The sequence below is a fragment of the Streptosporangium sp. CA-135522 genome (assembly GCF_050949235.1).
GTDB lineage: Bacteria > Actinomycetota > Actinomycetes > Streptosporangiales > Streptosporangiaceae > Streptosporangium.
The window spans coordinates 10,069,063-10,093,427 of the sequence record NZ_CP192026.1; the positions used below are offsets into that span (position 1 = coordinate 10,069,063).

23 protein-coding genes, 1 pseudogene and 1 riboswitch are annotated in these 24,365 nt (G+C 69.8%); of the genes and pseudogenes, 5 read left to right on the forward strand and 19 right to left on the reverse strand.

Annotated features, from left to right (window positions below; all coding sequences use genetic code 11):
- Positions 1-7: 7 nt before the first annotated feature.
- Complete coding sequence (locus tag ACQPYK_RS47190; protein ID WP_433247534.1) at positions 8-772, reverse strand: TerC family protein; 765 nt, start codon at positions 770-772, stop codon at positions 8-10.
- A gap of 253 nt (positions 773-1,025) precedes the next feature.
- Positions 1,026-1,141: riboswitch (SAM riboswitch) on the forward strand.
- Between the two features lie 133 nt (positions 1,142-1,274).
- Here ACQPYK_RS47190 and ACQPYK_RS47195 point away from each other — a divergent pair.
- Positions 1,275-2,546, forward strand: a complete 1,272-nt coding sequence (locus tag ACQPYK_RS47195; protein WP_433259120.1) for an aminotransferase class V-fold PLP-dependent enzyme — start codon at positions 1,275-1,277, stop codon at positions 2,544-2,546.
- Between the two features lie 17 nt (positions 2,547-2,563).
- Positions 2,564-3,760 carry an NADH-quinone oxidoreductase subunit D gene (locus ACQPYK_RS47200; protein ID WP_433247537.1) on the forward strand — a complete coding sequence of 399 codons (1,197 nt, stop codon included), beginning with the start codon at positions 2,564-2,566 and terminating at the stop codon, positions 3,758-3,760.
- 30 nt (positions 3,761-3,790) lie between these two features.
- Here ACQPYK_RS47200 and ACQPYK_RS47205 read toward each other — a convergent pair whose 3' ends face one another.
- Positions 3,791-4,402, reverse strand: coding sequence for a MarR family winged helix-turn-helix transcriptional regulator (locus ACQPYK_RS47205; protein WP_433247540.1), 612 nt, complete (start codon positions 4,400-4,402; stop codon positions 3,791-3,793).
- Positions 4,403-4,495: 93 nt separating this feature from the next.
- Between ACQPYK_RS47205 and ACQPYK_RS47210 the strand changes: the two genes are divergently transcribed.
- Positions 4,496-4,783, forward strand: a complete 288-nt coding sequence (locus tag ACQPYK_RS47210; RefSeq protein ID WP_433247543.1) for an antibiotic biosynthesis monooxygenase family protein — start codon at positions 4,496-4,498, stop codon at positions 4,781-4,783.
- 120 nt (positions 4,784-4,903) lie between these two features.
- Here the strand turns inward: ACQPYK_RS47210 and ACQPYK_RS47215 are convergent, their stop codons facing one another.
- The 11 genes from ACQPYK_RS47215 to dacB all read right to left on the reverse strand — a co-directional run bounded on the left by ACQPYK_RS47215 (position 4,904) and on the right by dacB (position 14,938).
- The gene (locus ACQPYK_RS47215) at positions 4,904-5,356 is read right to left on the reverse strand and encodes a DUF3180 domain-containing protein (RefSeq protein ID WP_433247546.1); all 453 of its coding nucleotides are present in this window, start codon (positions 5,354-5,356) and stop codon (positions 4,904-4,906) included.
- The gene (gene folK / locus ACQPYK_RS47220) at positions 5,353-5,850 is read right to left on the reverse strand and encodes a 2-amino-4-hydroxy-6-hydroxymethyldihydropteridine diphosphokinase (RefSeq protein WP_433247549.1); all 498 of its coding nucleotides are present in this window, start codon (positions 5,848-5,850) and stop codon (positions 5,353-5,355) included. Before folK ends, ACQPYK_RS47215 begins: the two co-directional genes overlap by 4 nt.
- Positions 5,847-6,209 (reverse strand): dihydroneopterin aldolase, encoded by a 363-nt coding sequence (folB, locus tag ACQPYK_RS47225; protein ID WP_433247552.1) that lies wholly within the window; start codon positions 6,207-6,209, stop codon positions 5,847-5,849. The genes folK and folB overlap by 4 nt, the downstream gene beginning before the upstream one ends.
- Positions 6,206-6,643: a nuclear transport factor 2 family protein gene (locus ACQPYK_RS47230; RefSeq protein ID WP_433247555.1), complete on the reverse strand. Its 438-nt coding sequence runs from the start codon at positions 6,641-6,643 to the stop codon at positions 6,206-6,208. Before ACQPYK_RS47230 ends, folB begins: the two co-directional genes overlap by 4 nt.
- A complete protein-coding gene (folP, locus tag ACQPYK_RS47235; protein ID WP_433247558.1) occupies positions 6,640-7,491 on the reverse strand; it encodes a dihydropteroate synthase in 852 nt (283 codons plus the stop codon). The genes ACQPYK_RS47230 and folP overlap by 4 nt, the downstream gene beginning before the upstream one ends.
- Positions 7,492-7,847: 356 nt before the next feature.
- On the reverse strand, positions 7,848-8,429 hold the full coding sequence (gene folE / locus ACQPYK_RS47240) for a GTP cyclohydrolase I FolE (RefSeq protein ID WP_433247561.1): 582 nt from the start codon (positions 8,427-8,429) through the stop codon (positions 7,848-7,850).
- A 2-nt stretch (positions 8,430-8,431) separates the two neighbouring features.
- Positions 8,432-10,402, reverse strand: a complete 1,971-nt coding sequence (gene ftsH / locus ACQPYK_RS47245) for an ATP-dependent zinc metalloprotease FtsH (protein ID WP_433247564.1) — start codon at positions 10,400-10,402, stop codon at positions 8,432-8,434.
- 283 nt (positions 10,403-10,685) lie between these two features.
- The gene (gene hpt / locus ACQPYK_RS47250; protein WP_218919784.1) at positions 10,686-11,243 is read right to left on the reverse strand and encodes a hypoxanthine phosphoribosyltransferase; all 558 of its coding nucleotides are present in this window, start codon (positions 11,241-11,243) and stop codon (positions 10,686-10,688) included.
- A gap of 11 nt (positions 11,244-11,254) precedes the next feature.
- Positions 11,255-12,268 (reverse strand): tRNA lysidine(34) synthetase TilS, encoded by a 1,014-nt coding sequence (gene tilS, locus ACQPYK_RS47255; RefSeq protein ID WP_433247568.1) that lies wholly within the window; start codon positions 12,266-12,268, stop codon positions 11,255-11,257.
- A gap of 153 nt (positions 12,269-12,421) precedes the next feature.
- Positions 12,422-13,522, reverse strand: a complete 1,101-nt coding sequence (locus tag ACQPYK_RS47260; RefSeq protein ID WP_433247571.1) for a zinc-dependent metalloprotease — start codon at positions 13,520-13,522, stop codon at positions 12,422-12,424.
- A 51-nt stretch (positions 13,523-13,573) separates the two neighbouring features.
- Positions 13,574-14,938: a D-alanyl-D-alanine carboxypeptidase/D-alanyl-D-alanine endopeptidase gene (gene dacB / locus ACQPYK_RS47265; RefSeq protein WP_433259121.1), complete on the reverse strand. Its 1,365-nt coding sequence runs from the start codon at positions 14,936-14,938 to the stop codon at positions 13,574-13,576.
- Between the two features lie 122 nt (positions 14,939-15,060).
- Here dacB and ACQPYK_RS47270 point away from each other — a divergent pair, with 122 nt between their 5' ends.
- Entirely contained in the window at positions 15,061-15,549 is a 489-nt protein-coding gene (locus ACQPYK_RS47270) for an inorganic diphosphatase (protein ID WP_433247574.1), read from the forward strand.
- A gap of 3 nt (positions 15,550-15,552) precedes the next feature.
- Here ACQPYK_RS47270 and ACQPYK_RS47275 read toward each other — a convergent pair whose 3' ends face one another.
- The 6 genes from ACQPYK_RS47275 to ACQPYK_RS47300 form a co-directional block, all read right to left on the reverse strand.
- Entirely contained in the window at positions 15,553-17,007 is a 1,455-nt protein-coding gene (locus ACQPYK_RS47275; RefSeq protein ID WP_433247577.1) for an NlpC/P60 family protein, read from the reverse strand.
- A 136-nt stretch (positions 17,008-17,143) separates the two neighbouring features.
- The gene (locus tag ACQPYK_RS47280) at positions 17,144-18,841 is read right to left on the reverse strand and encodes a sigma factor-like helix-turn-helix DNA-binding protein (RefSeq protein ID WP_433247580.1); all 1,698 of its coding nucleotides are present in this window, start codon (positions 18,839-18,841) and stop codon (positions 17,144-17,146) included.
- Positions 18,842-18,973: 132 nt separating this feature from the next.
- Entirely contained in the window at positions 18,974-20,041 is a 1,068-nt protein-coding gene (locus ACQPYK_RS47285) for an alkaline phosphatase family protein (RefSeq protein ID WP_433247582.1), read from the reverse strand.
- Positions 20,042-20,222: 181 nt separating this feature from the next.
- Positions 20,223-21,026: a hypothetical protein gene (locus tag ACQPYK_RS47290; RefSeq protein ID WP_433247585.1), complete on the reverse strand. Its 804-nt coding sequence runs from the start codon at positions 21,024-21,026 to the stop codon at positions 20,223-20,225.
- Between the two features lie 63 nt (positions 21,027-21,089).
- Positions 21,090-22,700: an ABC-F family ATP-binding cassette domain-containing protein gene (locus tag ACQPYK_RS47295; protein ID WP_433247588.1), complete on the reverse strand. Its 1,611-nt coding sequence runs from the start codon at positions 22,698-22,700 to the stop codon at positions 21,090-21,092.
- Between the two features lie 132 nt (positions 22,701-22,832).
- Positions 22,833-23,234, reverse strand: coding sequence for a winged helix-turn-helix transcriptional regulator (locus tag ACQPYK_RS47300; RefSeq protein ID WP_433247591.1), 402 nt, complete (start codon positions 23,232-23,234; stop codon positions 22,833-22,835).
- 130 nt (positions 23,235-23,364) lie between these two features.
- Here ACQPYK_RS47300 and ACQPYK_RS47305 point away from each other — a divergent pair.
- Positions 23,365-24,024 (forward strand): annotated as a pseudogene (locus ACQPYK_RS47305) (NADPH-dependent F420 reductase); the annotation flags it as partial.
- Positions 24,025-24,365: the final 341 nt, after the last annotated feature.

The window sequence follows — 24,365 nt, forward strand, 5'->3', positions numbered from 1 at the left end:
GCGCTTGCTATGACTCGATCCGCTGGTCCGGCTCGTAGCGCTGGTGCAGCTCGACCGGCTCCTCCCGGCCCGCCTTGCCGCGCGCCCGGATGTTCAGCATCTCCACGGCGAGCGAGAACGCCATCGCGAAGTAGATGTAGCCCTTCGGGATGTGCTGCTCGAAGCCCTCGGCGAGGAGCACGACGCCGATCAGCACCAGGAAGGACAGGGCGAGCATCTTGATGCTCGGGTGCTTGTCCACGAAGCGGCTGATCGGGCCGGAGGCGAAGAGCATCACGACGACCGAGACGACGACGGCCGCGACCATGACGCCGAGCTCGTCGACCATGCCCACCGCGGTGATCACGGAGTCGAGGGAGAAGACGATGTCCAGGACCATGATCTGGAGGATCACGGCGGTGAAGGAGGAGGCGACCTTGCCACCGGCGTGACCGGACTCGCCCTCCAGGCTGTCGTGCATCTCGTAGACGCTCTTGCCCAGCAGGAACAGGCCCCCGAAGATCAGGATCAGGTCGCGCCCCGAGATGGCCTGCCCGAAGACCTCGAACAGCGGTGATGTGAGTTTCACCACCCACGACAGCGCCAGCAGCAGTGCCAGCCGGCTGACCAGGGCGGCGAGGAGGCCGAGCTTTCGGGCGTTGTCCCGCTGCTCGGGTGGGAGTTTCCCGGCCAGGATGGAGATGAAGATGATGTTGTCGATGCCCAGGACGATCTCCAGGCCGACCAGGGTGGCGAACCCTATCCAGATCTCCGGGTTGCTCACCCAATCCATCGTCCGCTCCTTCGTCAGGTTTCGTCTTCGTCAGGCTTCGTCGGGGCACCGCCCCGGCTTCCAGCAGGCCTCATCGGGGTCGTCGCCCCGACCTCGCCAGGTGTCGTCGGGGTCACCGTCCCGGCTCCATCAGGCTTCACCGGGGTTACAGCCTCGACGAACGGGAGGCCTCAGGAGTTCCTCGACAAGGGGAACATCGCCCTCTTTGCGTACTTGCGGAGCCGGGCCAAGAGTCGGTTATAGTTCCCCTGTAGGTCATGAGTGCCAGTGACAAGCCCCGGCTCGCTGGCCGGCAACCCTCGCGTCCGCGGCGGGGTGCCCCGGGTGAGGACCTGGTCCGGCACGAGGTGTGTCGGGCAAGCGCGGGCTCCACGCACCAACGCCACGGCTTGGGGTCCGATGACCTCGAAGGAGCCTTGGCGTGTCCGCACTGACGATCTTCACTTCCGCCGCCGTCGCCGTCGCCGAGAACACCGTCGCCGCAACCACGGCCACCGAAGCCATCGCCGCCGCCGCCGCGGCTGTCCCCGCGACCCGCGTGTCCGACGACCGGCACATCCCCGCCGTGCTCGGCACGGACCTGGAAGTCCCGGTCAGGGGCGGCAGGCTCGTCTCCTACGCCAACCTCGACTACGCGGCCAGCGCGCCCTGTCTGGAGCCGGTGAGCGCCGCCGTCGCCGCCGCGCTCCCGGCCTACTCCAGCGTCCACCGCGGCGCCGGCTACGCTTCCCAGCTCACCACGGCCCGCTATGAGCAGGCCCGGCACACGGTGCGCGCCTTCGTCGGGGCCCGCCCCGACGACTCGGTGGTCTTCACCCGCAACACCACCGACGCGACCAACCTGCTGGCCCGCAGCCTTCCCCGGGGGACCACCGCCGTGGTCTTCGACACCGAGCACCACGCCTCGCTGCTGCCCTGGGCCGACGCCGTACGGCTCGCGCCTCCCGCCTTCCCCGGTGAGGCGGTCCGCGCCGCCGACGAGGCGCTGGCCGCGATCGACGGCCCCAAGCTGCTGGTCGTGACCGCGGCCTCCAACGTCACCGGCGAGCTGTGGCCGATCGCCGCCCTGGCTCACATCGCCCACCGCCACGGCGCCCGCATCCTCGTCGACGCCGCCCAGCTCGTCCCGCACCGCAGGCTCAACCTGACCGCGTTGGACCTGGACTACGTGGTCTTCTCCGGCCACAAGCTCTACGCCCCGTTCGGCACGGGCGCCCTGATCGGCCGCGCCGACTGGCTGGCGGAGGCGGAGCCGTACCTGCGGGGCGGCGGCGCGGTGAAGGCCGTCAACGACGACGAGACCGAGTGGCACTCCGACCCCGAGGCCCGCCACGAGGCCGGCACCCCGAACGTCCTGGGCGCCATCGCCCTGGCCGCCGCCTGCGACGCCCTGAGCGCCACCGGCTGGAACACGCTGGTCCGCGAGGAGGAGCGCCTGATCGGCCGCCTCCGCGCCGGCCTGGCCACCGTCGAAGGCGTCCACGAGCTGGCCCTGTGGGGTCCCGACCACCCCCGCGTCGGCATCGTCTCCTTCGTGGTCGACGGCTTCACCGCCCGCGAGGTCGCCGAGGTCCTGTCCGGCGAGTACGGCATCGGCGTGCGCGACGGCAAGTTCTGCGCCCACCCCTTCGTCCGCCACCTCCTCGGCGCCAAGGACGGCGGCTGCGAGGACGTCACCGCCTCCGCCGTCCGCGCCTCCATCGGGATCGGCAGCACCGAGGAGCACGTCGACCGTCTCATCGCCGCCCTGCGGGATCTCGTCACCCGGCGCTGACGTGACAGCATGGCCCTATGACTGAGCGTCGTGCCGAAGAGGCGCCCCGGGAGATCAGCGTGGGGATCGGCGCCGGGGCGGACGCCGTGCACGCGGTGCGCGGCAAGGAGCTCGCGACCGAGGACATGGTCCTCAACATCGGGCCGCAGCACCCGTCCACGCACGGGGTGCTGCGGTTGCGGCTCACGCTGGACGGGGAGCGGATCAGCGCGGCCGAGCCGATCGTGGGCTACATGCACCGCGGCGCGGAGAAGCTGTTCGAGGTGCGCGACTACCGGCAGATCATCATGCTGGCCAACCGGCACGACTGGCTGTCGGCGTTCGCCAACGAGCTGGGCGTCGTGCTCGCGGTGGAGCGGATGCTCGGCATGGAGGTGCCGGTCCGGGCGGTCTGGATGCGCACCCTGCTGGCCGAGCTGAACCGGGTGCTCAGCCACCTGATGTTCCTCGGTTCCTATCCGCTGGAGCTCGGCGCGATCACCCCGGTCTTCTACGCGTTCCGGGAGCGCGAGACCCTCCAGGCGGTGATGGAGGAGATCTCCGGTGGCCGGATGCACTACATGTTCAACCGGGTCGGCGGCCTCAAGGAGGATGTGCCCGAGGGGTGGACGGACCGGGCCGCGCGCGCCGTCGCGGACGTGCGGCGACGGCTGCCCGACATCGAGAACCTGATCGCCGGCAATGAGATCTTCCTGGCCCGCACGCTCGGGGTGGGCGTGCTGGACCGTGAAACGATCATGCAGTACGGCGTGAGCGGCCCGATCGCCCGCGCCTCCGGGGTGGACGTCGACCTGCGCAGGGACGACCCCTACCTCGCCTACGACGAGCTGCCGGTGCGGGTCGTCACCCGGTCGGCCGGAGACTGCCATGCCCGGTTCGAGGTGCTGCTGGAGCAGGCCAAGGTCTCCCTGGACCTGGCGGACGCCTGCCTGGAGCGGCTGCGGGAGCTGCCGCGCGGGCCGGTCAACCAGCGTCTTCCCAAGGTGCTCAAGGTCCCCGAGGGCCACACCTACGCCTGGACCGAGAACCCCCTCGGCATCAACGGCTACTACCTGGTCTCGCGCGGCGAGAAGACCCCGTGGCGGATGAAGCTCCGCTCCGCCTCCTACAACAACGTCCAGGTGCTGCGCGAGATGCTTCCCGGTCATCTGGTCGCCGACATGGTGGCCATCCTCGGCTCGATGTTCTTCGTGGTCGGCGACATCGACAAGTGACCGCCGGCGGCCGGAGCACGAAGCCGCCGGTCAGCGCTCCGCGGGCAGGCCGTTGACAGAGTCCTCCCCGGTCTCTACGGCTTCCCCTGCCTCCCCGGCTTCCCCGGTCCTCCCGGCTTCCCCGGTCCTCCCGACTTCCCCGGTCCTCCCGACTTCTCCGGCCTCCCCGGCCTCCCCGGCTTCGCGGGTTTCGCGCCAGGCGCGCTGGAGGTCGGCCACCCGCTGGAGCGAGCGCTTGAAGTCGGCGTAGGCCTCCTCGCCCAGCTCCTCCGCATGCCGCCGTTCGATGGCGGCCATGATGGCGTCCGATCTGGTCATCTGGTCGAGGCCGAGGGCCGTGGGAAAGATGAGCTTGGCCCGGCGGTCCTGGGGATCGGGGCGGCGCTCCACGTAGCCGAGGGCGACCAGCTCGTCGACGAGGGTGCCGATGACCTGCTTGTGCTGACCGGACTGCTGGGACAGCTCCGTGGCCCTGCTCCCTTCGGCGTCGAGGTAGGCCAGCACCGCCCCGTGCCGGGGCCGGAGCCGGGAGTGCCCCTCCTCGGAGAGGGTCTCGAACATCTCCTTCTGGACGGCGAACAGCACGTTGCCGGCCAAGATCCCCAGGTCAGAAGTTATCCGCTTGCGTTCACTGCGACGCATGACCGTCCCTCCAGAAATTTAATCACCAACTTTGACTATCACTATTTTTTACTATACCGTGATTCTTACCTGCTCACCAAGGAGGAGACAGAGATGACGACCACCGTGGAACTCACCCGCTTCCGGGTCGCACCGCACCGTGCCCAGGCACTTCTCGACGCGCGACCCGCGATGCTGGCCGACTTCGACGCCGACCGCGCCGGATTCCTGGGGGCCAGGCTGGTTCGCCTGGCCGACGACGAATGGCTGGACATCGTCGACTGGCGCTCTCCCGAGGATTTCGCGGCCTCGCGGGCCAAGGGGGCGAACCTGCCGGGCATCGCGGCCTTCTTCGCCGTGATCGACGCGCTGGTCAGCGCCGAGGAAGGCCAGGAGGGATGACACGCGTCTCCCTCCCGACCGGGCCGCCGAACCACACGTTCGCCCACGACCACGCCGCCCACCTGCGCGGAGCATGACCCCGGGGCCGCGCCCCGGGGCTCCCGGAGCCGGGCGGGGAGGCTAGCGTCCCTCCTCGGAGGAGTCCTTCGGCACCTTGCAGCAATACTCCAGGTAGAGGGCCGCGCAGACCAGCAGCACGCAGCCGACGAACGAACCGCCGGCGATGAGGAAGTCGCGACGGGGCACGCCCTGCTCCAGCAGGTCGGCGGTGTAGACGGTGAACCCGGCGAAGACGCCGCCGAAGACCGCTCCGCCGTACGCGGAGGCCTTGGCGAGGGCCGCGAGCCGGGCCACGGCCAGCGGCTCGACGGGTCTGGTGTCGCCCTTGCGCTCGATCCTGGCCTTCGTCATCCACCCGCTGTAGATCTCGCCGATCGCCAGCAGCAGCACCGTGGGGATCGCCGTCCATGGCACGGTCGGCAGAGACGAGTAGAGCTGGTTCAGCAGGGCCCAGGTGAGGATCGCGAACACGACGATGAGACCGACCAGCAGGCCGGGACGGGTGGGTTTCACAGAGGCCTCTGCAGCGTGAGGTCGGCGCGCAGCCGCACGTAGTCCTGGTCGAGCCCGGCCAGCAGGTCGGTGACCCTGCGCCCGGACAGGACCGCGTCCGGATCGGCCTGCGACCACGGCACCAGCACGAACGCGCGCTCGTGCGCCCGGGGGTGCGGCAACGTCAGATCGGGGTCGTCCGAGACGACGTCGCCCACCGCGATCAGGTCGACGTCGAGCGTGCGCGCTCCCCAGCGCTCCGCCCTGACCCGGCCGAAGGCGTTCTCCACACCCTGTGCACGATCGAGGAGTGTCCGGGGCTCCAGGGTCGTCTGCGCGATCACCACCGCGTTGAGGTAGGGGCCCTGCTCGGGACCACCGACCGGATCGGTCTCGTAGACCGGCGAGACCTCGACGAAGTCGAGCTCGGGCGCGTCGAAGAGCACGTCGAGCGCGCCCTGCAGCGTGTCGAACCGCTCGCCCAGGTTACTGCCGAGCGCCAGCACGACCTTCATGCCCGGCTCCGCGTGATCGTCACGATCACGTCGTCGAACGGCAGCGGGATCGGCGCGGCCGGCTTGTGCACGCTCACCTCGGCCGCCAGCACCTGCTCGCGGGCCAGGCAGACGTCCGCCAGACGCTGCGCCAGGGTTTCGATCAGGTTGACCGGCTCGCCCTCCACCACCTTCACCAGGTCCTGGGCGAGCTCGCCGTAGTGCACGGTCCTGGTCAGGTCGTCTCCGGCCGCCGCGGGCGCGGTGTCGAGGAAGAGCGTGGCATCGACGATGAACTCCTGACCGAGCTCGCGCTCGGCCGCCAGCACGCCGTGCCGCCCTCGCGCCCGCAGTCCCTTGACGCTGATCCGGTCCGTCACGCGGCTTCCTCTTCCTCGTCCTCTTCACCTTGCAACACCGGTGAGCCGTGGTGCAGCCACAGCCGCCATCCCGCCGACGTCCTGACGAAGGTGTTGCTCGCTATCACCTTGCCCGCGGCGAAGCTGGAGTCACCCTCCTCGCCCGCGGTGAGGATGTTCTCCTCGCAGGTGAGGATGGCCACGTCGCCCAGGACCATGACACGCACGTCGGTCAGCACGAACTGGATGTAGGGGGTGTTGGCCATGATGAGCGCCCAGGAGCGCAGCACCTCCTGCCGGCCGTTCACGATCGGCCATCCCGGATGCACGCAGCTGACCTGCTCACCGTCGATGTCCTCGGCCCAGATCTCGGTCATCCGGTCGAGGTCGGCGTTCTCGATCGCGGTGTAGAACGCCTGATTGACCGTCTCGACGGCGGTGGTGTCGACGCTCATACTCTCGCTCCCTGAACTGCGGCAGCCACGCGGACGGCGTCCGCGTTCGGGCGTACGTCATGGACCCGCACGCACCATGCCCCCGCCTGGGCGACGAGGGCGGTCACGGCGAGCGTGGCGTCATCACTGTGGCTGAAAGGACGCGGCGTGCCGTCCGGGCCGGCGAGCAGCCGGCCCAGGAAACGCTTGCGCGACGCTCCGATGATCAGCGGGTAGCCCAGCTCGGCGAGCTGGTCCAGCCCTGCGAGCAGCGCCCAGTTGTGCTCGGGGTTCTTGGAGAAGCCCAGTCCCGGGTCCAGCACGATCTGGTTTTCGGCCACCCCCTCGGCCAGCACGGAGGCGATCCGTTTGGAGATCTCCTCCCGGACCTCGGTGACGACGTCACCGTAGACGGCCCGGCTGTTCATGGCGTGACTGTGACCCCGCCAGTGCATCACCACATACGGCACTCCGGACGTGGCGACGACCCGTGGCATCGCCGGGTCGGCCAGGCCTCCGCTGACGTCGTTGACCAGCTTCGCCCCGGCCGCCACAGCCGCCTGCGCGACCTCGGCCCGCATGGTGTCGACGCTGACCGTGACACCCGCACGGCTCAGCTCCCTGATGACCGGCTCGACCCTGGCCAGCTCCTCTTCGAGCGACACCCGCGCCGCCCCGGGCCTGGTGGACTCCCCGCCCACGTCGACGATGTCGGCGCCCTGCTCGACGAGATCCAGGCCGTGCCGTACGGCCGTCGCCGGGTCGAACCACTGCCCGCCGTCGGAGAAGGAGTCGGGGGTCACGTTGACCACGCCCATCACCAGGCATCTGCCCTTATCGGGCATCCCCGGCACATTCCACGTAGTCATGCGGACAAGCCTAGGCGTTGCCCACTCTTCGCCCATCTCGCGGGTCCAGCTTGTGCCATAACGAATCAGCCCGTCCATTTCACGGCAGGCGGCCGCCGGTCGGCCCGCCACCGCGGGCATCCGCCGGCCATGCGTTCTTTCACCCAGATCCTGAACCTTCGTCGAGCTCCGCGTCTGTCTCGGTCAGCCGATCGAAGGGCGTTCGGAGCATGCCGGACCTTGGCAAGTGTGGAGATATTAGCCCGAGCGAGGTGGGGTTGGAGGCCTTTCGAACCGGGCCATAACGCAGAAACCTTGTTCAGGCCGCCGTAGCGGCCCGAACAAGGTGAGATCTCTACGGGCAAGGGTTCGAAGGCTCAGCGCAGGATGAGCGCCATCGCCTCGGCGCGGGTCTTGTCGCTGGTACGGAAGTCCCCGCGCACGGCCGAGGTGATGGTCTTCGCACCGGGCTTGCGGACACCGCGCATGGTCATGCAGAGGTGCTCGCACTCGATCACGACGATGACCCCGCGAGGCTCCAGCACGCTCATGAGCGCGTCGGCGATCTGGGAGGTCATCCGCTCCTGCACCTGGGGGCGGCGGGCGTAGACGTCGACCAGCCGGGCGAGCTTGGACAGGCCGGTCACCTGCCCCTTCTCGTTCGGGATGTAGCCGACGTGGGCGACGCCGTGGAACGGCACCAGGTGGTGCTCGCAGGTCGAGTAGACCTCGATGTCGCGCACGAGCACCATCTCGTCGTGGTCGACGTCGAAGACCGTGGTCAGCACGTCTTGGGGGGTCTGCCCCAGCCCGGCGAACTGCTCCGCGTAGGCGCGGGCGACGCGGGCCGGGGTGTCCTGCAGACCGTCCCGGTCCGGATCCTCACCGAGCGCGATCAGAATCTCGCGGACGGCCTTCTCGATCCGGGCCGAGTCGACCCGCAGCGGATTGACGCTCACGCTCAGTTCCCGTCCCTGGGCACGGAGTCGGTGTGGCCCGCACCCGCGGGGAGCGCGCCGTTGCCGGACTGCTCCTTCGGGGTCAGGATCGGCGGGCGGTCCGAGGGGAGCCGCTTGCCGTAACCGGAGTAGGAGGGGCGCTTCTCCTTGACGACCACCGGCGCGAAGATCTGCAGCACCTGCTCGCGGGAGAGCGTCTCCTTCTCCATCAGCTCAAGCACGAGGTTGTCCAGGACGTCGCGGTATTCGACGAGGATCTCCCAGGCCTGGTCGTGCCCGGCCTCGATCAGGCGGCGCACCTCCTCGTCGATCGTGGAAGCGATCTTCTCGGAGTAGTCGCGCTCGTGACCCATCTCACGGCCGAGGAAGACCTCCGCCTGGCCGGAGCCGAACTTGCGGGCGCCGAGCTGCTCGCTCATGCCGTACTCGGTGACCATACGGCGGGCGATGGAGGTGGCCTTCTCGATGTCGTTGGAGGCGCCGGTGGTGGGCTCGTGGAACACGAGCTCCTCCGCCGTACGGCCGCCCAGCAGCATCGCGAGCTGGTCCAGCATCTCCGAGCGGGTCGCGAGGAACTTGTCCTCCATCGGCAGCGTCATCGTGTAACCGAGGGCGCGACCGCGGGACAGGATCGTGATCTTGTGAACCGGGTCGGAGTTGGGCAGCGCGTGCGCGACCAGGGCGTGACCACCCTCGTGGTACGCGATGATCTTCTTTTCCTGGTCCGACATCACGCGCGACTTGCGCTCGGGGCCGGCCATGACGCGGTCGATGGACTCCTCGAGCATCTCCATCGTGATCAGCTTCTGGTCCGCGCGGGCGGTGAGCAGCGCGGCCTCGTTGATCACGTTGGCCAGGTCGGCACCGGTGAACCCGGGCGTCCGGCGGGCGATGACGTCGAGGTCGACGCCCTCGGCGAACGGCTTGCCGCGGCCGTGCACCCGGAGGATGCCCTTGCGGCCCTCCAGGTCGGGGCGGTCGACGGTGACCTGGCGGTCGAAACGACCGGGACGCAGCAGCGCCGGGTCGAGGATGTCGGGCCGGTTGGTCGCGGCGATCAGGATCACGCCGCCCTTGACGTCGAAGCCGTCCATCTCCACCAGGAGCTGGTTCAGCGTCTGCTCACGCTCGTCGTGCCCGCCGCCGAGACCGGCGCCGCGGTGGCGGCCCACCGCGTCGATCTCGTCGATGAAGATGATGGCCGGCGCGTTCGCCTTGGCCTGCTCGAACAGGTCACGCACTCGCGAGGCGCCGACACCGACGAACATCTCGACGAAGTCGGAACCGGAGATCGAGTAGAACGGCACACCGGCCTCACCGGCGACGGCCCTGGCGAGCAGGGTCTTACCGGTTCCGGGCGGGCCGTAGAGCAGGACGCCCTTGGGGATCTTGGCGCCGATCGCCTGGAACTTGGCCGGGGCCTGGAGGAACTCCTTGATCTCCTGGAGCTCCTCGATGGCCTCGTCGGCGCCCGCGACGTCGGCGAAGGTGGTCTTCGGGGTGTCCTTCGTGATGAGCTTGGCCTTCGACTTGCCGAAGTTCATCACCCGGGAGCCGCCGCCCTGCATCTGGTTCATGATGAACAGGAAGATCAGCACGATGATGACGATCGGCAGGAAGCTCACCAGGAGGCCGAGGAGGAAATTCTCCTTCGGCACGTCGACGGTGTAACCATCGGGGAGCTTGCCGCTCTTCGAGGCGGTTTCGAGCTTGTCGGCGAGCTGGACTCCCTGCCCGGTCACCCACGAGGAGTAATAGCGCTTCTTGTCGGTCAGAGTGACCTCGATGCGCTGATCCTTGTCGATGATCTTCGCGTTGGAGACCTTGCCCTCATCGATCCAGCTGATGATCTGGGAGGTGTCCTTCTTCTCGAAGCTGCCGTCTCCGCTCCACATCGTGGTGACGAGAAGAAGCAGTACGACGATGCCCAGGATCCACAGCAGTGGGCCACGTGTAAATCGCTTGAGATCCATCCGATGCGGAACCCCGGCGGGCCCGTCCCTTCCTGACCAAGGCCTGGCACCCCGGGCTGACCCGGGGTTCGCGGTATCCCTAACCGCTCCAACTGACTCCCCAGAGACGCCTCGCAAGGTCATCTCTTCGGTGTCCGAAGGTACACCGGTGTGCCGGGCACGGTAACTGCCCGGACGGTACCGGCTTTGCCCTACCAACGTACGTCAAGTAGGCCCGTGTTCCCCGCCGCTATGAGCAATGTCGCCCCCGTGGAGGGGCGTGCTTCGCGCAGGGCGTACTTTTTCAGCCCGCTCCATACACATGCGGAGCAAGGGTCCCGATGAAAGGAAGGTTGCGGTATCGCTCTGCGTAGTCGAGGCCGTAACCGATGACGAACTCATTGGGAATGTCGAAACCGATGTATTTCACATCGATCGGCACCTTGACCGCGTCCGGCTTCCGCAGCGCGGCGCAGATCTCGACGGAGGCGGGGTTGCGCGACTTCAGGTTGTGCACCAGCCATGACAGGGTCAGGCCGGAGTCGATGATGTCCTCGACGACCAGCACGTGCCGGCCGGCGATGTCGGTGTCGAGGTCCTTCAGCACGCGCACGACGCCCGAGGACTTGGTGCCCGCGCCGTAGGACGAGACGGCCATCCAGTCCATCTGGACCGGCACGTGCAGGGCTCTGGCCAGGTCGGCCATGACCATGACCGCGCCCTTGAGCACCCCCACGATCAGCAGGTCCTTGCCCGCGTAATCCTCGTCGATCCGGCTCGCGAGCTCCTTGATCTTTGCCTGGAGCTCTTCCTCCGGGATGAGGACCTTCGAGAGGTCCTTGCCCATGTCGGCTGCGTCCACCTGGGATTTCCTTACGAGAAGGGGCTGACTGACTGTCTGGCGAATATCAGGGTGCCATACCGGCGGACCACCCCAATCCCCCCGGGCACCTCCACCCGCCGTTGCCCCTTCCAGCCGGTGACCAGACGGTCCACCTGCAGGACGTGCGAGGCGGCGAGCGTGCCCGGCGGAGCCCCGGTCTCGATCGCGGCCCGCCGCAAAACCCGCCGCCGCACCGCGGCGGGTAGATCTTTCAGCTCCGCCACGGCCACGGCCACCGCCCCGATATCGCTTAGAGCGGAATCGGACACGACCGCCCGCGCGTAGGCGGCGTCGGCCCAGCCGTCGAGCGCGTCGGCGTCGTCCCGGCACAGGGCCGCGGTCCGGGCGAGCGCCTCGGCGATCCCGGGACCGAGCTCTTCCTCAAGAGCGGGCAGCAGCCGCTCGCGGACCCGGACGCGGGTGTAACGGGGATCGAGGTTGTGCGGGTCGTCCCACGGCGACAGCCCGAGCGCCGCGCAGGCCGCCACCGTCGTCTCCCGGCCGAGATCCAGCAGCGGCCGGCGGTAGAGCCCCGCCCGCGCGGGCATCCCCGCCAGCGACCGCGTCCCGCTTCCCCGCGCCAGCCGCAGCAGCACGGTCTCGGCCTGGTCGTCCCTGGTGTGCCCGAGGAGCACCACCGCCGCCCCCAGCCGCCCCGCCGCCCGCGACAGCGCCGCGTACCGTGCCTCCCGGGCCGCCGCCTCAGGCCCCCCGGAGACCCCGACGCGCACGTCCAGCGCCTCGGCGGGGTCGAGCCCCAAGCCCGCGGCGAGCCGCACGACCTCGGCGGCCTGGTCGGCGGAGCCGTCCTGAAGGGCGTGATCAACGGTCAGCAGCCCGGCGCGGAGCCCGGCGCGGGGCGCCACGAACCCCAGCCCCGCCGCGAGCGCCAGGGAGTCGGCGCCGCCGCTGCACGCGACCAGCACCAGAGCGCCGGGCTCCAGATCGTCCAAGGCATGCCGTACGGCACGGCGGACGTCGGCGACGACGGGAGGTGGACCCATGCCGCCATTGTCCAGCCTCGGCCCGCGCCCGCCGTCCGGCTTCGGCCCGCACTCGCCGTCCGGCCTCGGTCTCGGCCCGCGACGCCGGCCTCCGCCCGGACCTGACCCGCGGGTCGCCGGCCTCCGCCCGCGCCCGCCGCCTCCGCCCGGACCTCAGCCCGCGGCGCCGCCGGCCTCGGCCTCCGGCAGGGCCCGGTCGCCGATCACCCGGGCGATCCACTGCTCGGGACCGGCGATCTCGTCCTGCGTGGGGAGGGTCTCCGGGGAGGTCCAGACCTTGTTGAAGCCGTCCATGCCCACGCGGTCGACGACGGCGCGGACGAAGGTGGACCCCTGGGCGTACTGCTTCATCTTGAGGTCGACGCCCAGCAGCTTGCGGACCGTGCGGTCGAGCCGGGAGCCGCCCTCCCTGCGGTGGTGGAACTTGGCCCGGATGTCGGCGACCGAGGGCACCACCGAGGGGCCGACCGCGTCCATGACGTAGTCGCCGTGGCCCTCGACCAGGGTCATCACCGCGGTGAGCCGGTCGAGGATCTCCTTCTGCTCGGGGGTCTGGATCGCGTCGATCAGATTGCCCTCGCCACCCCGGACGGCGTCGGCGACCGCGTCGGCCGCCGAACGGAGCCGGTCCAGGAGCATGGGCAGGTCCATGTCGGAGGCGAGCAGGAACTCGGTCATCTGGGAACGGACGTACTCCCGCAGCCAGGGGACCCCGGTGAACTGCACCCGGTGGGTCTCCTCGTGCAGGCAGACCCACAGGCGGAAGTCGCGCGGGTGGACGTTGAGCTCCTGCTCGGCGTGCACGATGTTGGGCGCGACCAGGGTGAGCCGGCCCGCGGCCGCCCGGCCGGAGGGGTCGGGCGGGAGGAACAGTTCGTACTGGCCCAGGACGCGGGAGGCGAGGAAGGCCAGCACGGCGCCGACCTCGACCCCGGTGATGCGCGAGCCCACCGCGGTCACGATCGCCGGCGTCTGGTCCCTGCGCGCGGCCATCCGCGCGGTCAGCGGCTCCAGCACCACCCGGAACCCCTCGACGTTGGCCTTGATCCAGCCGGACCGGTCGACGATGGTCGCGGGTTGCGGCGCGGTCTCGGTGTCGATTCGGGTGAACTCCCGGACGTGCCCCTCGGCCTCACGGGACAGTTGTCGCAGCTCTGCGACCGCCTGCCGGGCCTCCTCTCGGCTCACTTGCGGTCCGGGGCGCACCAGGCGCGTTCCGGTCGCTACGGCAAGATCCCAATCGATCACCTGCATAACGTCCACCGTACGCGGTCTCCTTCCGAGTCGCGCGCCCCGAGCCGACGGTCAGCTCGCGGCGACGGCGGCGGCGAGCCTGTCGAGGGCCGCCTCGGCCTTGCCCCACCCCGGTGGGACGTCGTCCGCCATGAAGGCGAAGGTCACCAGCCGGCCGTCCCCGGTGGTGGTCATGCCGGCCAGCGCGCTGACCCCGTCGAGGGTCCCGGTCTTGGCGCGGATCAGCCCGTAGGCGGAGTCGCTCTTGGCGAAGCGGTGACCGAGGGTGCCGCTGAACCCGGCGATGGGCATGCCGCTGACGATCGGGTGCAGGTGGGGATTGGCCGGAGAGACCGCCACCGCCACCAGGCGGGCCAGGCTCGCGGGAGCGATGCGGTTCTTGGGCGACAGCCCGCTGCCGTCGAAGATCTGGACGCCCTCGGCCGCCTTCAGCCGGGTCAGCACCTGGCGGACGGCCTCGGCGGCCCCGTCGAAGGAGGCCGGCCTGCCCTCCTTGAGGGCCACCTGCCTGGCCAGGGCCTCCGCCAGGTCGTTGTCGCTGAGCGTCAGCGCCCGCTCGACGAGGGCGTAGACCGGCGCGGACTCGACCCTGGCGATCTCCTGGGCGCCGGCCGGGGCCTTGGACCGGCCGGCGGACCTGGAGACCGAGACGCCGTACTTCGACAGCAACGAGACGAAGGCGGTGCAGGCCGCGCGAGAGGGATCGGAGACCCGCTGGCGGCTGCCCGGCGCGACCCTGCCCTCGTCGGCCATGAGCGCCGTGACGGGAGCGACGCTGCCCTCGGGCACGTAGTTGGGCTTCCACGTCGTGGCGGTGCGCGGCCCGGTGTAGAGGCTGTCGTCGTAGGAAACGGTCGCCTTGGTGGTCCCGGCGGCCTTGAGTGCCTGGGCGGTGCGCTGGGCGAGGACGACGAGCGAGGCCGGCTGGGGGTAGACGGGAACCCCGGACGGCCTGCGGGCCGTCAGGGTGGGATCGCCCCCGCCGACCAGGACGATCGAGCCGGGCGAGGAGCCCCGGACCACGCGTGTGCTCAGCCTGGCGTCGGGTCCCAGGGAGGCCAGCGAGGCGACCGAGGTGACGAGCTTGGTGGTGGAGGCCGGCGTGATGCCGGTGTCGGCGCCGCTGCCGAACAGCGTGGCGCCGGTCTGGGCGTCGAGAACCGCGGCGCCGACGTGTCCGCCCAGCGCGGGGTCACCCAGCGCCCTGGTGAGCCTCCCCGCCAAAGTACCCTTGGCGGGGAGAGGTCCGCTTCCCCCCGCGGCCAGCACCGGACTCGCGGTGATGACCGGGACGGGAGGCGGCTTCGCCGGAGCGGCCACGTCCTGCTCCCTCTCATCCAGCAGACCGCTGGTGAGCAGGTGGGCACCGGCCGCGACGACGAACAGTTGCAGCAAGACGAGAGTGACCAAGGCCACCCACCGCTCGCGCCGCATGACGTCGCCGACCTCTCATCTATCGGTATCCAACAGGTATTAACGCTTACGAGACACTAACGCCCAGCCGGGGGTGCCCGGAGGGCTTGAGCGGAGGAACAGCGGTGGAGTTCGACGTTCTCGTTGAGATTCCCAAGGGGCAACGGAACAAGTACGAGGTGGACCACGAGACCGGGCGGATCAGGCTCGACCGGATGCTCTTCACCTCCACGCAGTACCCCGCCGACTACGGCTTCATCGAAAACACCCTCGGTGAGGACGGCGACCCCCTCGACGCCCTGGTGCTGCTTCAGGAGCCGACCTTCCCCGGCTGCCTGATCAAGTGCCGCGCCGTCGGCATGTTCCGGATGACCGACGAGAAGGGCGGCGACGACAAGGTCCTGTGCGTCCCTTCCACCGACCCCCGGATGGAGCACATCCGCGACATCCACCACGTCGCGGAGTTCGACCGCCTGGAGATCCAGCACTTCTTCGAGGTCTACAAGGACCTGGAGCCCGGCAAGTCCGTCGAGGGCGCCAACTGGGTCGGCCGGGTCGAGGCCGAGGAGGAGATCGTCCGCTCCATCAGGCGCGCCGAGAACAGCGAGCACTGAGCATCAGGCCGGACGGGTCGCGCCGATGAGATCTCTTCGCCATATCGGCGCGACCCGGACCACGTCGCCGGTCTGCGGGGCGTGCACCATCAGGGCCCTGCCGATGTAGATGCCCACGTGGGAGATGTCACCCGGGTTGCGGGTGAGCCGGCCGAAGAACAGCAGGTCGCCTCTGCGGAGCCGGCTGATCTGCACATGTTGCCCCGAGGTCCACTGGGTGCCGGTCCAGTGCTCGATGGTCACCCCGGCCCGCGCCCACGCCTGCATGGTCAGGCCCGAGCAGTCGTAGCTGCGAGGCCCCGTGGCCGCCCACACGTACGGCTTGTCGAGCTGGGTGAGCGCCCAGTCTGCGGCGATGTCGCCCCGCGCCGCCTGCAAGGTCGTGTTGAGCGGCCAGCTCTGCCCCATCTCCGTGCGAGCCGCGACGAACCGCGCCCGCTTACGCGCCACCGCGGCGCCGAGTGGATTTCCCCGCCGGGCGCGTTCCCTGGCGACACCGCTCCATTTGAGCACCGCCTCCCGCTTGCCGGCGAGCCGGCGGGCGATGCTCGCCTCCGTCTTCGCCTGCTTGCCCAGCCCTGCCATCTCCTCCTCGATCCGCAGGATCTCGGCGGCCTGCCCGGCCATGGCCTCCTCGGCCGCCCTTCTCGCCTCGGCCGCCCGCTCCGCAGCCGCCCACCGCTCGGCGTAGGCCGCCTCCGCCTCCGCCCGTGCCTGGAGGTCGGCCGCCGTCTCCCGGGTGTCCGCCGTCTCCCACGTGCCCGCCGTCTCTCGCGTGCCCGCCGTCTCCCGGACGACAGCCGCGGTCGCGGGAACGGGGAGGGCTGCTCCGGAGGTGGGAATCACATCCGTCGCGGTGTCGTCGTGCGGCGGGATCATGACCGCTCCGCCGTCACCCCTGGTGGGAAGCACGGTCCTTCCGTCGTCCCCGGTGGGAAGCACGGTTCTTCCATCACCGCCGGTGGGAAGCACGGCCCTCCCACCGTCCCCGGCGGGGAGCGTCACCGCCCTGCGGACCTTCGCCGTCTCCGGGGTGGTCTCCGCCGGCGCGACCGGCTCTGCGACCAGTTCTGTCGCCGCCTCCACGACCGGCTCCGCCGCTGTCTCCGCGATCGGCTCTGTCTCCGCCTTCGCGGCGCCGAGCCGTCCCCTGACCTTTCGGAGAAGGTCTTCGGCTCGGGCCGCCTTGGCCCGCTCTCCGTCGGCAACCTCGATCAGCGTCTTGACCTGGCTGGACAACTGCCCGAGCTTGGCCCGGGCCTCCGCCAACAGTGCCGTGGTCTCGTCGAGCTGTTTACTCCGCTCGCCGGCCTTCGACCGTGCCCTGGCGACCTCCTCGGCCGAAGGGCCCAGCCTGTCCCGCATGGCGACGGCCGGAACGGCCACCCCCGTGATCAGGCAGCAGGCCAGGCTCGCCACCACCGCGCCGGCGCGACAGCACCTTTCGATGGACTGCATGCACTCACCCCCGAATCGTCGTGTATCGCTACATGTCGTTTCGTGACAATCGATCTAGCTCAGGATTCCCCTTAGTCACTCTTCGCACACATGTAACTCACGTAACGTAATCAATAGAGGTGAGGGCAGGTTTTGGCTAAGCTTCCGGCTTCATGGCCGAGGCCCCGGCGGGCGACGGTCCGGCAGGATTGGGGCCGGGTTTTCCCGGCGAGGTGGCCGGTCCACCCGCCGGCGAAGACCGGTCGGGCGGCGTGGCCGGCGACGGCGCCGCGGTGGGCCGGTCCGTGGGGGCCGGGGTCGAGGCCGTCGGCGCGGGCCTCGGGGTGACGGGCCGGCCGGTCGGCGGGGCCGGCCTGGGAGCGGTCGGCGCGGGCCTGGGAGCGGTCGGCGCGGGCCTGGGAGCAGTGGGCGTGGGTCTCGGCGCGGGTTTCGGCGGGGTGGACGCGGGTTCGGATGCCGTGGGCACCGGCCCGGGAGTGGTGCGGCAGGGTCGGGGCGGCCGGCCCCCGTGGTGGTCACGGGGCGGTCGGGGTCTTTGCGGTGTACCCATCCGCGGAGGGCCGGGAAGCACCGGCGGTGTCCGCGTACCCGGCTCCACGGGCACCGGTCCACCAGGCTCCGCGGGAGGGGACGGCCTCACCGGCGGCGCCGTCGGGCCGGACGAGCCGTCAGGGCCGGTCGGTGGCCGCCCGGTCGAGGTGGGCGTCGGGACACGCCACTCGGGCACGGGCTCGTCCCTGGCGACGGCGATCGGCACGACCGGACCGATGGAGCCGATCGGTCGGACCGACGACCACCCCCGGCGAGACTCCGAGGTCATCGGCGCGTCTCCCGGATCGGGGCTCCACGGCGGGCGCACGCCCGGCGGCACGCCGGTCCCGGAGGACGTCTCCCGCGCACCTCCGACGATCGCCCCCTCCCGGCTCACAACGGACTGCGTGAAGATCAGGGCCAGCGCGGCCACCGCCGCGACCGCGACCGCCGCGCCGACCAGCGCATAAGGCCGGCGACGGTTGCGGCGAACCCTCTCGATGGGAAAGCCGGCGGCGTCCAGGGCACCGACCCTACGAGCGACGTAACGCCGGTAAGGGACGAGTTCGGGATCGGCGAAGCAGCTCATCACCCGCACGCGCAGCGTCTCCGGCAGCCCCACCTCGGGCAGCAGGCCGAGAACCTTGGCCGCCGAGACCTGTCTGGTCCGATGCGGCGTGCAGGCGTCGCATCGGCTCACATGGCGGATCACGCGCTCGCGCGCGTCCGGGGTGAGCTCGCCGGCGAGGCCCGACAGCAGCCGCGCCCGGCTCGCGCAGTCGTGGGGCCCCCTGCGGACGAGGACTTCAGCGGTGACCACGTCGCGCAGCCGTTCCCGCGCCGACTCGTACGCCGTGCCGGCGGCCTTGGCCGTGACTCCCAGCACCGCGGCGAGGTCGGCGACGGACAGCCCGTACCGGGAGACCAGCTCGACGATCTCGCGCTCCTCCGGCGAAAGGCCGCCGACGGCGGCGCGCGCCGTCGCCCGCAGGTCGGCGTCACCGATGTCGACGAGCACCGGGTCCGCCGGCCCCCGGTCCGGGCGGGTCGCCAGGCGGCGCCGTACGCACTCCCCCCGAGCGAGCGCGTACAGCCACGCCTTCAGCCGATCGGGGTCGGCGAGCGCGTGAACGTGGGCTTCGGCCGCGATCAGGGTGTCGCGGAGCGCCACCTGCGCGCCGTCGGGGCCGCCCGACATGAACCAGCAGTATCGATAGACGCTCTCGGCATGGAGATCGTAGAGCGCGGCGAGGGCGCCCGGATCCCGCGCGCGAAGTGCTTCGACCAGAACCCTGTCATTCATGTGACAGAAGGTAAATGGTCAGTAACTGATAGTTCCAGCGATTCCCATCCGTTGACACATGCTGTGTCCATACTGTCATCTCCAAGAGTAAATAGCACCCTATGGCGCGTCACCGTAAATTGCGACAAATGGCTATTCGATAGGCCGTATCGTGCTGAGCGATTTCCCGTCGAGGCTTTCCGGGAGGGGAATGCCCAGCTGGGTGAAGACCGTGGCCGCCACGTCCACCTGCCGGGCGCCTTGCCTGCGTACCCCCTGCGGAATTCCCGGCCCGGCGGCGAGCAGGAAGATCATACGCTCGTGCGGGGTGACGCCACCGTGACCGCCTTCGTCCTTGTGACCGTGGTCGGTGGTGACGATGATCGTCCAGCTCTCCGAGGCGAAGGCCGGCCTGGCGCGGACGGCGCCGAACAGCCGGCCGAGATAGCCGTCCACCGTCTCGATCGCCCCGCGATAGTCGGGACCGAGCACTCCCGCCCGGTGCGCGACCGCGTCGGTCACCTCAAGATGCATGAACGCGACGTCGACATCGCTGGCCCGGATGAGATCGGTCATCCTGTCGACGATGACGGCGTCCTTGGCCCCGACCTCGTAGGGCTTGAGCTGACCGGTGGCGTGCCAGTCGACCAGAGCGCCGACCGCCCCGGTGTCGAGCAGATATCGCCAGGCGGTCACGGCCGCGGTGTGCAGGCTCGGGCGGATCGTTTCCAGCCGCGTGAGAAAGTCCGGATATTTCGTAAACTGGCGACCGACAAATGAATTGTTGTACACCCCGTGTTTGTCGGGCGTCACCCCGGTCAGCACGGTCGACCACCCCGGGCCGCTGCTGGAGTGGACCTTCTCCAGCACGTCCAGATACCCGGTGGTGAAGGTCCCGGCCCGCATGAGCTGCCGGAAGTGAACCGCCTTCGTGGCGAGAACCCGGTCGTAGCGCACGCCGTCCAGCCCGACGACCAGCACCTTGGGGCGCGGCGGTGGCGAGCTCGGGGTCGGCTCCGGCGTCGGGACGAGCGTCATCGACACGTGGGGGGACAGCGAGGGGGCGGACCCCGCCATGGCACTCGGCCTCCGCGACGCGAGGACGTCCGGCGTACCAGGGCGCGGACCGCAGCCCGCCGCCAGCAGGACCATTGGCAGGGCCAGCAGCAGGGCCGGCGAGACCGGCAGGACTCCCCCCGGCACCCGATGACGGCCGGTCACCTTCTTCCGGCGACCGGCGTCGCCGGACCACGTCCGGCGGGCGCGACCGGCCCACCCCCGGTGAATAAGGCACACTCGCGTCCGGGGAACGCGACCGGCCCACCCCCGATGAGTACGGCACGCCCGCGTCCGGCGGGCACCGCCGGACCGCCTCGCCGTACGGCACGCGTGGCAGGCACGGTTACGGCCGAGCGTCGCCGTTGGACGCGATCTGGTTGCCCCGGTCCTTGGCGAAGGGTGCCGTGGTCGGCTTGGCCACGCGCACCGGGACGATGCCTCCCAGGGCCAGTTCCTCATAGGGGCGGCTGCTCGACCCCCAGGTGCGCGCGACCAGCTCCGTCTTGGCGATCTTGCGGGTGTCCGGGACGCTCTCGATGTTCAGGATGAACCGGCGCTTGCCCCCCGCGCGGACGTCGTCCACGAACGTGCTGCCGCCGCCGAGTAGCTTGCCGTCCTTGTCCCGCAGGAGCGCGGTGACCGCCAGGCTGCCGGCCGGCAACCGGTACGGCGTGCCGACGTATCCGGTGACCAGATAGCTGTCGTCCCTGCGTTCGGTCAGCACGTCGGAGACGGGGAACGGCCTGAAGGCCGAGACGATCCGGCCCGCCTGGCGCCACTGGGCCGGGCGGTATTGGATGCTCACCTGGGACGGTTTCTCCGTGGCGACCACCTGCCCGGTGAAGGAGAGCGACCCGGCCGGTGGCACGGCGTCCAGGGGCTGCTCCAGCCGGACGACCTCCTTGCCCTTGGCGTCCTTGGCGATCACCGTGGCCACCACGTGCTCGCCGAAATGCCACGGATTGCTGTTGGCCAGCACGCCCGCCCAATTCACCACATATCCGTCATCCCCCTTGAGGATGGAGGAGGTCTCCTCCTTGACCGAGAGCGGCTTGAGCGAGGCGGCCTGCTTCTGCTCGGGGCTGGCGGAGCATCCGGCGAGAAGGAGCAGCGCGAGAGCGCCGACGATTCGGGTGCTGTACGTCACCTAGTGGTGATAACCCGCGAACGTCCCCCTCTCCAGGGGACACGCCCAGACCGGGCTCACTCTTTAACGCTGACGGACCACCCTGGCCTCATCCCAGACCGGTTCGGGAGATTCGTATACCTTTCCATCCGAGCCGAAGACGAGATAACGATCGAAGTCGTCGGCGAACCAGCGGTCGTGGGTGACCGCGACCACGGTGCCGTCGAAGGCGTTCAGCCCTTCCTGCAGCGCTTCGGCGCTGGCCAGGTCGAGGTTGTCGGTCGGCTCGTCCAGCAGCAGCAACGTGGTCCCGGACAGTTCGAGCAGCAGGATCTGCAGCCGCGCCTGCTGGCCGCCGGACAGCGTCTCGAACCGCTGCTCGGCGATGCTCCCGGCCAGCTCGTAGCGCGACAGCGCCTTCATCGCCTCGTTCTTCAGCTTGGCGTGCTCGGACATGACGATCTCACAGGGCGTCCGGCCGACGAGCTCGGGGCGGGCGTGGGTCTGCGCGAAGTGGCCGGGGACGACCCGGGAGCCGAGCCTCGCCACGCCGGTGTGCCGGACGTCCTCCCCGGCGATCAGGCGCAGGAAGTGTGACTTGCCGGAGCCGTTGGAGCCCAGCACCGCCACCCGCTCGCCGTACCAGATCTCCAGGTCGAACGGCTTCATGAGGCCGGTGAGCTCCAACTGCTCGCAGATCACCGCGCGCTTGGCCGTTCGCCCGCCGCGCAGGCGCATGCTGATGAACTGCTCCTTGGGCGCCACCTCCGGCGGCCCAGCCTCCTCGAACCTCCGCAGCCGGGTCTGGGCCGAATGGTAGGCGGCGGCCATGGTGTCCATGTATTTCGCCTTCTGCTTCAGCATGAGGACCAGACGCTTGATCTTGGCGTGCTCCTCGTCCCAGCGCTTCTTCAGCTCGTCGAGGCGCTCGTTGCGGTCCTTGCGGGCCTGGGCGTAGGTGCCGAAGCCTCCGCCGTGGATCCAGACGCCGCCGGACTCGACGGTGACGATCCGATCGGCGGCGTTGGCCAGAAGCTGACGGTCGTGGCTGACCAACACCACCGTTTTGGGCGTCTCGCGCAGGGCCTGCTCCAGCCAGAGCTTGCCGGGCACGTCCAGGTAGTTGTCCGGCTCGTCCAGCAGCAGTGTCTGGTCCGGCCCGCGCAGCAGCGCCTCCAGCACCAGCCGCTTCTGCTCACCGCCCGACATCGTGTTGACCTCGCGGTATTTGCAGTCGTCGTACGGCATGCCGAGTGCGGCCATCGTGCAGGTGTCCCACAGCACCTCGATGTCGTAGCCGCCCGCGTCGCTGTAGTCGGTGATGGCCTGCGCGTAACGCATCTGGGACTTCTCGTCCTCGCGCTCCATCATCGCCAGCTCGGCGGCGTCGAGTTGCTCGGCCGCCTGCCGTACGCGCTGGGGGGCGACGCTGACCAGCAGGTCGTGAATCGTCCGCCTGTCGCGGATGCTGCCGATGAACTGGCGCATGATTCCCAGCCCGCCGGAGCCGGCCACGCTGCCCTCGATCGGTTGCAGGTCCCCCGAGATCAGCCGCATCAACGTCGTCTTGCCCGCCCCGTTGGGCCCGACGAGCGCCGCCTTGACCCCTTCACCGATCCGGAAGGACACGTCGTTGAGCAACGGCCGCCCATCCGGCAACACATACGTCAGATGCCCGACCTCTACGTGCCCCACGACGATTCCCTTCCCTAGGTCCTCGCGCAGGGTACATGCCGTTTTCGCCCGCCGACACTCTGATTTCCGTGGCCGGCCACCACGGGCACACGGCCCTGAACGATCGAAGCGCATCATGGAGCAGGCCCGAAGTCAGGTGCCGGTGCGGCGGTATGCCTGACTTCGCTCCATGAATTGGTCCTGCGCGTTCAGTACGGCATCTCCGTAACGCGCGGCCCACACGCCCATCGCCCGCATCGGGCCGAGCAGCGCGACACCGGCCTCCGTCAGCGCGTAGTCCACGCGGGGTGGCGCCTCCGCGTACGCCCGGCGTTCGACCAGGCCGTTGTACTCCAGGCGCCGCAGCGCCTCGTTGAGAACCTTGGGATGGATCCCACCGATCCGGGCGACCAGTTCACGTGGCCGCATCGGACTGGTCTCGCCGAGTGTGTACATGACAACGCTGTCCCAGCGGTTCGCGAGCACCTCGAATGCGAGGCGCGCCCGGCAGTCGGAGGTGTACGCGAGCTCCGGCAGGTCGGGGAGATTCTCCACGCCTCCATTCTGCCCGGTCCGACGGACACCATGTGGTGTGCATCGGACCACCTAGCGTCAGGGACCGGCATCACCTGCCATATCACCATCATCTCGGAGCGTGCCGGATCACTGACGATCCGGAGTCAGGAGTCACACCATGCGCATCGGCATCCTCGGCACGGGCATGATGGCCACGACGCTGGGCGGCGCGTGGGTCCGTGCGGGGCACGACGTCTTCGTCGGCGGACGCAACCCGGCCGCGGCCGCCGCGACGGCGGCCCGCATCGGCGCCGCAGGGCACGGAACCCTCACGGACGGGGCGGCCCACGGCGATCTCGTCCTCGTGGCGGTCCCCGCGGACGTGGCACCGGAGGTGGTGGGGGGTCTCGCCGGCACCCTCACCGGGCGGACGGTCATCGACTGCACGAACCCCATCGCGCCGACCGACGATGGGCTGATGCTGACGACAGGCGGCACGACGTCGATCGCCCGGCGGATGGCGGACGCCGCGCCAGGGGCCCATGTGGTCAAGGCGTTCAACCTGTGCCATGAAAGCATCTGGACGCTGCCACTCCCGACGTTCGAAGGCGCCCCGCTGGCCGTGCCGTTCTGCGGTGACGACCCGGGAAGCCTTGACCAGGTCGCCGCGCTGATCACGTCGATGGACTGCACGCCTGTGCCCTGCGGGGGGCTGGCCCGTGCGGTCTACATCGAGGCGACGGCGGCGTTCGCGATCGGGGTGTGGTGGTCCGGAGCGGAGACACGGTTCGCCTTCCCGACACCGTCACAGGCCCCGCTGAATTCCTAGAGCTTGGCTTCGATAAGGCTCGTCTTCAGGGTGATCTAGATCATTAATGATCATCTTTGGGTGGTCCGCCGCGGCATTCGTGCGGTCTGGATCGATCGGGGCACACCGCCCGGACATGATCACAGCACGAATGGCGCGGTTCGCTCGCCCCACGTAGCGCTTCAAGGCGACACGTTCTCCCGGGCGAGCGCGAGCGCCGGAAGCACCCGACCCTCAGGCAACCGGTCCACCAGTAGACGGAGTTCCTCACGCATCGCGCTCATAACCGCCGTGTACGACCCTGTTCTGGTTGGACACAAGGTTGCCGTCAGCTCACCACCGCCCGGTAAGGGGTCATGGCA

Excerpts from the sequence above, each read along its gene's own strand:
- ACQPYK_RS47205 (WP_433247540.1), bottom strand. The coding sequence starts at position 4,402 with ATGCGTCGCAGTGAACGCAAGCGGATAACTTCTGACCTGGGGATCTTG.
- ACQPYK_RS47200 (WP_433247537.1), top strand. The coding sequence starts at position 2,564 with ATGACTGAGCGTCGTGCCGAAGAGGCGCCCCGGGAGATCAGCGTGGGG.
- tilS (WP_433247568.1), bottom strand. The coding sequence starts at position 12,268 with ATGGGTCCACCTCCCGTCGTCGCCGACGTCCGCCGTGCCGTACGGCAT.
- folP (WP_433247558.1), bottom strand. The coding sequence starts at position 7,491 with ATGACTACGTGGAATGTGCCGGGGATGCCCGATAAGGGCAGATGCCTG.
- ACQPYK_RS47275 (WP_433247577.1), bottom strand. The coding sequence starts at position 17,007 with ATGCAGTCCATCGAAAGGTGCTGTCGCGCCGGCGCGGTGGTGGCGAGC.
- ACQPYK_RS47210 (WP_433247543.1), top strand. The coding sequence starts at position 4,496 with ATGACGACCACCGTGGAACTCACCCGCTTCCGGGTCGCACCGCACCGT.
- folK (WP_433247549.1), bottom strand. The coding sequence starts at position 5,850 with ATGAAGGTCGTGCTGGCGCTCGGCAGTAACCTGGGCGAGCGGTTCGAC.
- ACQPYK_RS47280 (WP_433247580.1), bottom strand. The coding sequence starts at position 18,841 with ATGAATGACAGGGTTCTGGTCGAAGCACTTCGCGCGCGGGATCCGGGC.
- ftsH (WP_433247564.1), bottom strand. The coding sequence starts at position 10,402 with ATGGATCTCAAGCGATTTACACGTGGCCCACTGCTGTGGATCCTGGGC.
- ACQPYK_RS47190 (WP_433247534.1), bottom strand. The coding sequence starts at position 772 with ATGGATTGGGTGAGCAACCCGGAGATCTGGATAGGGTTCGCCACCCTG.
- ACQPYK_RS47260 (WP_433247571.1), bottom strand. The coding sequence starts at position 13,522 with ATGCAGGTGATCGATTGGGATCTTGCCGTAGCGACCGGAACGCGCCTG.
- ACQPYK_RS47230 (WP_433247555.1), bottom strand. The coding sequence starts at position 6,643 with ATGAGCGTCGACACCACCGCCGTCGAGACGGTCAATCAGGCGTTCTAC.